Origin of the sequence: Bacillus sp. CBEL-1, assembly GCF_004348885.1 — a bacterium.
Taxonomy (GTDB): domain Bacteria; phylum Bacillota; class Bacilli; order Bacillales; family Bacillaceae_H; genus Priestia; species Priestia aryabhattai_A.
The window spans coordinates 51,132-58,259 of record NZ_SBIM01000009.1 but is presented as its reverse complement, the minus strand read 5'-3'; the positions used below and the strand labels follow the sequence as shown (position 1 = coordinate 58,259).

The following is a 7,128-nucleotide window of genomic DNA, read 5'->3' as shown; positions in this document are numbered from 1 at the left end:
GCTAACGTCATAGAAGCAAGCTTCTAATCAGTTCGCTCGACTTGCATGTATTAGGCACGCCGCCAGCGTTCATCCTGAGCCAGGATCAAACTCTCCGAAGAAATGTTTGACTTGCTCATAAAAGTTTTAAAAAATTAACGTTGACGTTTGTCGCTTTGTTCAGTTTTCAAAGTTCAACTGTCGCCCAGAAGCGACTTTTTTATATTAACAAGTTGCAATCAACTTGTCAACACTTTTTTATATTTTGTTATCGCTCACTTGCGACATTTAATAATTTAACAGATATAAATAAAAAGGTCAATACTTTTTCAAAACTTTTTTTTAAACCCTCTGGTTATTTAACTGGTACGCATTAATAAACGAGTTAACAGTGCCTTTCTCTCCTTAATAACACGCGCAATAAACGGGTTAGATTGATATGTATCAGCCTGTATCGATAAATCCTTTAATTCTTTTAATAAAATAGTGTGCATTTCTACTATTTCTTGTTCATTTAACGATAATCTTCTCACGTACAGCACCTTTTCTTTTTTATTCTAACCATTGCTAGCAACTTTATATCATCTTTTATAAGAACTGATGATTATTTGTTATTTATCTTTCACACTTTGCATAGAAATTAGACAAGTACTACTTAATTAAATGAGGTGAAAATGTGAATGGATTTTATACAATAAAAGCGAAGCGCTTAAAACAAACCATGATTATCGTTTTATCCGCTTTGTTTACAAGCTTCTTTCTCTATGCTCAACATATGTTTGACTATCCAGTGTTCTCAACTGACGATGGGCCGCGCGCTGTTTATAAGGCTGAAGAAAAAGATTTAGAAGTAGCCTTAACTTTTAATATCAGCTGGGGAGATGAACGTGCTGTTCCTATTTTGGATGAACTAAAAAAACAAAAAATTAACCACGCCACGTTCTTTTTATCCGCTTCCTGGGCAGAGCGTCATCCAGATGTTGTTGAAAGAATTAAAAAGGAAGGCCATGAAATCGGAACCATGGGATATGATTATAACTCATATACTTCTATGGAGCCAAATGAAATTAGACAAGACTTAGCCAAATCACAGAAAGTTTTTACCTCTTTAGGTATTAAAGACGTAAAGCTTTTACGCCCACCTAATGGACATTTCAATAAAGATATTCTAAAGCTTGCGAACAAGATGGGTTATACAATTATTCACTGGAGCATTGATTCAAAAGATTGGACAAATCCAGGTGTTAAAGAAATTGTATCAAATACAACTAAACCATTACATGGTGGAGACATTGTATTACTACACGCATCAGATTCGGCTCAACAAACTGCAAAAGCACTTCCTTATATTCAACATGCTTTACAGTCTAAAAAAATATCTAATGTGACCGTATCCACTCTTATTTCTAATACAAAAAGCGAAATTCAGGATGTAAAATAAAAAACAACCGGGGGCTATTAGCCACTGGTTGTTTTCACTACTTTTTTATTTGTTGTCAATTTCGGTAAAATCAACAACTGATATGTATTACAAATTAATAAGGGAAATAGCATTAAATACAGCCAGCTTTCTTCATTGGTACGAAGTGCAGGAAACCATTCCACTGTTGTAATCACAATGATAAAAAACAGAGCCGGTATAAAAGCTTCTTTCTTCGTGCTTCTAGCCTTTAAGTACGCTACCACTAAGCCATAAGCTAAAACAAAAATACTAACTAAAAGATAGCTCAGTATAGATTCTCCTTCTTCAGCAAAAAATCGATAGCGAAAATAAACTAAATCAAATAGTACAAAAACAATTAATACCGATTGTACACTTGACCATAAGGATAATGAACGAAAAATTCCAATCCCAAATCGATGGATTGTTAAATATGCAAAGAACCCCATCTGACTAATAAGGCTAAAAATAAAGCCTACACCTATTAGCCATGTTAAAATTGATAAGATCTCTGTCACTTCTCCACCAGCAAATAACTCTTTATACTCATTCCATCTAACCGCAAAGCCAACGATAGATGTGCTAAGCCCACCTACTATTAAGGTTGATAAAAAGAGTCGAACCCAATTTCGACTATTCACGTTCATCCTCCCCCCCCCATAAAACCGTTAAGTAATCCCTTTCATAAATTGTACCAATCGTTTTTTAAAAAATCTAGAGGTGAGCAATGAATAAAAAATGCTCATTATCTCATATTAAGCGTAAGCGTATGTTGAAAGGAGCCCATCATCCATGAAAAAGCTACTCTTGCTCCTCTCTTATGTAGGGATATGCATGTTTTCATTAACTGCCTGTGCCCCTCAAGACGAGGAAAGTAACGGGATGGATTATGATCAAACAAAGAAAATGGTTGTTGATATTTTAAAGACTGATGAAGGAAAGAAAGCCATTGAAGCTATTATGGATGATCCTACACTTCGAGAAGACCTCGTAATGGATCAAGCAATGGTTAAAGAAACAATTTCTGAAACGTTAACTTCAGATACTGGCGTTGAATTTTGGAAAAAGGCCATGAAAGATCCAAAATTCGCTGAGAGCTTCGCTAAAAGTATGGAAGCAGAGCATGAACGAGTATTAAAGCAACTTATGAAAGACCCTGATTACCAAGCTATGCTACAGGACGTTTTAAAAGATCCAGCAATGGAAAAAGAACTGTTAACTGTACTTAAGAGTAAAGAATATCGCACTCATTTACAAAAAGTAATGAACGAAACGTTTGAAAGTCCTCTCTATCAATCAAAGATTCAGGATATTTTATTAAAAGCTGCTGCAGAAAATTCTGAACAGCAAGGTCAAAAAGGTGAAAATAGTGGGGAAGGATCTTCAGAAGAAGCATCCGCTGACGGTGAAGAACAACAACAAGAACAAGGATAAGGATAAAAAACCCCAAAGATACCTTTGTATCTTTGGGGTTTTTTTAATTATAGACGTTTTGTTCGCAAATATCCGCTACTTTTTGAGCAATTTCTTTATACACTTTCCCTAAACGATGGGACTCGTCATACACAGACGGAGCAAAGTCTTCTTCATTCCAGTCTGGTTGACTTAAAGGAAGCTGGCCTAATAGCTTGGTTTGAAGTTCTTCAGCTAATTTTTGACCGCCACCTTTTCCAAACACATATTCCTTCTCGCCAGTCAACTTGCTCTCAAAAAAGGACATGTTTTCAACGACTCCAATTACTTCATGATTCGTCTTCAATGCCATTGCACCAGCTCTTGCTGCAACGAATGCTGCAGTTGGATGAGGAGTTGTAATAATAACTTCTTTACAAGATGGAAGCATCGAATGCACGTCTAACGCAATGTCACCCGTACCTGGAGGTAAATCTAATAATAAGTAATCTAACTCTCCCCATTCAACTTCTGTGAAGAAGCTTGTCAGCATTTTACCAAGCATGGGACCACGCCAGATAACTGGTGAATTGTCCTCAACAAAGAATCCCATTGAGATTACTTTAACCCCTAATCTTTCTACAGGGATAATACGTTCCCCTTGTACCGTAGGGCGCTGAGTAATCCCCATCATATCCGGAACGCTAAATCCGTAGATATCAGCGTCAATTAAGCCTACTTTTTTCCCTAAACGTGCTAGAGATATTGCTAAGTTTACAGAAACCGTTGATTTTCCTACTCCACCCTTACCACTCGCAACAGCAATAAATTGCGGAGGATTAAGACTCGTAAGTAAATTACCATCGCTCTTTTGCTCAGCGCGAAACGGTGCTAATTCTTCAGGAGTAAATTCAATAAACCGAATTCCTACTGTCGCAGCACCGATTTCTTTTAGTTTTTCAACGAGAGTTGATTGTAATGAAAGCTGTTCGCTCGTACCAGTTTTAGCTACGGCAACTTTTACACTAATATGCTTTTTCTCTTCTTTGATTGAAATTTCTTTAATTGCATCTGTTTCGTTTAATGATTTGTTTAAAAATGGATCTACAATTTCCCCTATTGCATCTTTTACCTGTTGTTCCGTAAGCATATTCCCACCACCATGTTAAAAGTCATTTTCCACTTTTAGTATACCATACTCTAATACATACAAGGTTATATGTTACTCTATTTTGGTCTTTCACCTGCAAAATAGCGGCTTATTCCTTCGTAGATAGATTCGGATACCTTTTGTTGATACTTTTCAGTTTCTAACAGTTCACGCTCAGAAGGATTGGATAAAAAGCCAACTTCAACTAAGGCACCTGGTGGATCTGCATGCTTTAATAAGTAGAGAGTTTGCATGACTTTAGCTTCTCTAGTGGTGTTCGCTAGGTTTGCTTTTAGTTCATTTTGAATCAATTTCGCTACTTGCTCATTCTCTTTTAAAGAACCATGATAAAATGTTTGAGCACCTCTCCAAGCCGGAGATGGGATAGCATTAAGATGTATAGTTAAATACAAATCTGCATTAGATTCATTAATGATATCAAGTCGCTTTTTTAAATCTTCAACCTTACGCCTGCTATATCCTTTTGTTTCTTTTTTAGCTAAGTCTTTGTCTGTTTCTCGCGTCAAAATAACCAAAGCACCTTGTTCTTGAAGGTAGTCTCTAAGTTCAAGTGACATTTTTAACGTAATATCTTTCTCTAAGGTTTCTTTCCCACCAACAGCTCCACCATCAGGCCCTCCATGACCAGGGTCAATTACAATGATTTTCCCGCTTAGAGGTAAAGAGAAAGAGCCCGACGATATCTTGGTACCAAACTGATATTGAATGATAAATGCAATAACAACAAACGCTAATAGCCCGCTTATAATTTTTGCTTTAGACAAAAAATCCCCTCCCATTCCCACATATCTATTTACTTCTATATGGGACAAGGAGTGAATTTATGATTGTTTTTTAACTGAGGCGAAGACGATGTCTACGAATACCTGTTTCGTACCCTTCGTTCCACCACTCTTCTACATAAGACTGGCACAGATAATAAAGGCTATCTTTAGACACTTGATTTGAAGCGGAACATAGCACTTCAAATAGTGTATCGGCTAACAGCTTCTCTTCATTTACACTGCGAAGTTTTGATTGTTCCAATGTTTCTCCCCAAGTGAAGAACTTACTTGTTCGTGCTCCTAGCAAAAATGATTCAATAGCAATATCCATACAGTACTCTTCAACATGGTATTCACTCATCACATGCCACTGAAAAATAGGTCGGAATGTTTTATCAGCTTTTCTGTGTAGTTCCTCAATGGACAAATCTCGTAAAACTTTGCGCTCATACTTCATTTCTCTTTCGTATCGCTTCTCTTTAAACGTGTTCGCTTCATACATAAATATACAAGACTCCTTTTTCTCATATTGTCTACACAACCTTTAATCTCATTCATTAAAAACATAGACAACATAAAAAAAACCCTCGGTCTTTGAGACCAAGGGTTGAAACGATAATAAAATTAACGTTTTGAGAATTGTGGTGCACGACGAGCGCCTTTAAGACCGTATTTTTTACGTTCTTTCATACGAGCGTCACGAGTTAATAGACCAGCGCGTTTTAATGTTACGCGGTATTCTGGATCAGCTTCTAATAAAGCACGAGAAATACCGTGACGGATAGCGCCAGCTTGACCTGCATAACCTCCACCATCAACGTTTACAAATACGTCATAGTTACCTACAGTTTCAGTTAAAGCAAGTGGTTGCTTTACTACTTCACGTAGTGCAGCGAATGGGATGTACTCTTCGATTTCACGACCGTTAATTACAACGCGACCGTTACCTGGTACTAAACGTACACGAGCAACAGAGCTTTTACGACGACCAGTTCCATAATATTGTACCTGTGCCAAGATAATAACCTCCTTATTAATTATCCGCGAAGTTCGTAAACTTCTGGTTTTTGAGCTTCATGTGGATGTGTGTTACCAGCATATACATGAAGTTTTTTGAACATTTGACGACCTAAGCTACCTTTTGGAAGCATGCCTTTGATTGCTAATTCAAGCATTTTTTCAGAGTAGTTAGTACGCATTTCTAATGCTGTACGTTGCTTTAAACCACCTGGGTGCATGCTGTGACGGTAGTAAATCTTGTCAGTTAATTTCTTACCTGTTAATTCGATTTTCTCAGCATTGATAAGGATAACGTTATCACCTGTATCAACGTGTGGTGTAAAAGTTGGTTTATGTTTACCGCGTAAGATAGATGCTACTTCACTAGCAAGACGACCTAAAGTTTTACCTTCAGCATCAACAACATACCATTTACGCTCTACTTCGTTTGCTTTCGCCATGAAAGTTGTACGCATGAGTTTCCCTCCTAATTTTCATCAATAATAAAATTATTTCAACCTTATATTTCAACACGATTAATTTCCGGGGCTAACCGTGGGGTTAAAATACATACCATATGATATATTATATGTTTACACTACTAATGTCAAGAAAATGTTACACCAGGTTTAGTTGTCATAGAAAACTTGCCACAAATAGAGCCCTTCCGCTGGAGCTGTTTTCCCCGCTAAAGGCCGTGACTTGCTCTCTAATACTGCTTTTATATCAACAGGATCTATTTTACCTTGTCCTACATCTAACAATGTACCAACAAGGATACGTACCATATTGTATAAAAAGCCATTTCCCTTAAACGTAAGTACAAGCTGGTTATTCTCTTCAACCAAACCTATATCATAGATTGTCCGCACTTTATCCTCTACTTCTGTTTTTGCAGAGCAAAAACTCGTAAAATCATGAGTGCCGGTGAGATAGTGACTTGCTTCTTTCATCTTCATGTAATCAAGTTTATAAGGATAGTGGTATGCATAATAACGAGTGAAAGGATTGCGATTTTCCTGCCTATCAATATAATAACGATACTCTTTCGCCTTCACATTGAAACGAGCGTGAAACTCAGAATCGACTTCACTTACATACTTAATTACAATATCATCTGGGAGCATTGAATTCAATGCTTTTTTCCACTTATTGAGTGGAATATTTAGGTCTGTGTCAAAGTGAATAACTTGACCTTGAGCATGAACCTGTGCATCCGTTCGACCAGATGCATAAATGGTTATTTTCCTCTTATGCATCTGGGTTAAAACCTTCTCTATTTCACTTTGGACTGTTCTTTTTGCTGGCTGTACCTGATAGCCAGCAAAAAGAGAACCGTCATACGCTACGATACATTTTAAGCGTTTCATTTTATTCACCAA

General features: G+C 37.1%; 10 protein-coding genes and 1 rRNA gene. 2 read left to right on the top strand and 9 right to left on the bottom strand.

The features are described from left to right. Both EPL02_RS07645 and EPL02_RS20825 read right to left on the bottom strand, forming a co-directional pair. A 16S ribosomal RNA gene (locus EPL02_RS07645) occupies window positions 1-101 on the bottom strand; the annotation flags it as partial. Window positions 102-338: 237 nt separating this feature from the next. Further along, window positions 339-512 carry a hypothetical protein gene (locus tag EPL02_RS20825; protein ID WP_165932529.1) on the bottom strand — a complete coding sequence of 58 codons (174 nt, stop codon included), beginning with the start codon at window positions 510-512 and terminating at the stop codon, window positions 339-341. Window positions 513-655: 143 nt separating this feature from the next. On the opposite strand from EPL02_RS20825, the gene pdaB reads away from it, so the two are divergent. Continuing rightward, on the top strand, window positions 656-1,420 hold the full coding sequence (gene pdaB / locus EPL02_RS07640) for a polysaccharide deacetylase family sporulation protein PdaB (RefSeq protein WP_094913057.1): 765 nt from the start codon (window positions 656-658) through the stop codon (window positions 1,418-1,420). A gap of 17 nt (window positions 1,421-1,437) precedes the next feature. On the opposite strand, the gene EPL02_RS07635 is transcribed toward pdaB, so the two are convergent. Beyond that, a complete protein-coding gene (locus EPL02_RS07635) occupies window positions 1,438-2,061 on the bottom strand; it encodes a KinB-signaling pathway activation protein (protein WP_131887393.1) in 624 nt (207 codons plus the stop codon). Between the two features lie 151 nt (window positions 2,062-2,212). On the opposite strand from EPL02_RS07635, the gene gerD reads away from it, so the two are divergent. Continuing rightward, the gene (gerD, locus tag EPL02_RS07630) at window positions 2,213-2,854 is read left to right on the top strand and encodes a spore germination lipoprotein GerD (protein ID WP_131887392.1); all 642 of its coding nucleotides are present in this window, start codon (window positions 2,213-2,215) and stop codon (window positions 2,852-2,854) included. Window positions 2,855-2,897: 43 nt separating this feature from the next. On the opposite strand, the gene EPL02_RS07625 is transcribed toward gerD, so the two are convergent. From EPL02_RS07625 to truA, 6 genes are all read right to left on the bottom strand, one after another. Then, window positions 2,898-3,962 (bottom strand): Mrp/NBP35 family ATP-binding protein, encoded by a 1,065-nt coding sequence (locus EPL02_RS07625; RefSeq protein WP_131887391.1) that lies wholly within the window; start codon window positions 3,960-3,962, stop codon window positions 2,898-2,900. 77 nt (window positions 3,963-4,039) lie between these two features. After that, window positions 4,040-4,762: an N-acetylmuramoyl-L-alanine amidase CwlD gene (gene cwlD / locus EPL02_RS07620; protein WP_094913099.1), complete on the bottom strand. Its 723-nt coding sequence runs from the start codon at window positions 4,760-4,762 to the stop codon at window positions 4,040-4,042. A gap of 55 nt (window positions 4,763-4,817) precedes the next feature. Next, window positions 4,818-5,249, bottom strand: coding sequence for a DUF2521 family protein (locus EPL02_RS07615; RefSeq protein ID WP_094913061.1), 432 nt, complete (start codon window positions 5,247-5,249; stop codon window positions 4,818-4,820). Between the two features lie 122 nt (window positions 5,250-5,371). Beyond that, entirely contained in the window at window positions 5,372-5,764 is a 393-nt protein-coding gene (rpsI, locus tag EPL02_RS07610; protein WP_025909757.1) for a 30S ribosomal protein S9, read from the bottom strand. 20 nt (window positions 5,765-5,784) lie between these two features. After that, window positions 5,785-6,222, bottom strand: coding sequence for a 50S ribosomal protein L13 (gene rplM / locus EPL02_RS07605; protein ID WP_025909756.1), 438 nt, complete (start codon window positions 6,220-6,222; stop codon window positions 5,785-5,787). 153 nt (window positions 6,223-6,375) lie between these two features. Continuing rightward, a complete protein-coding gene (gene truA, locus EPL02_RS07600; protein ID WP_094913062.1) occupies window positions 6,376-7,116 on the bottom strand; it encodes a tRNA pseudouridine(38-40) synthase TruA in 741 nt (246 codons plus the stop codon). Between the last annotated feature and the right edge of the window lie 12 nt (window positions 7,117-7,128).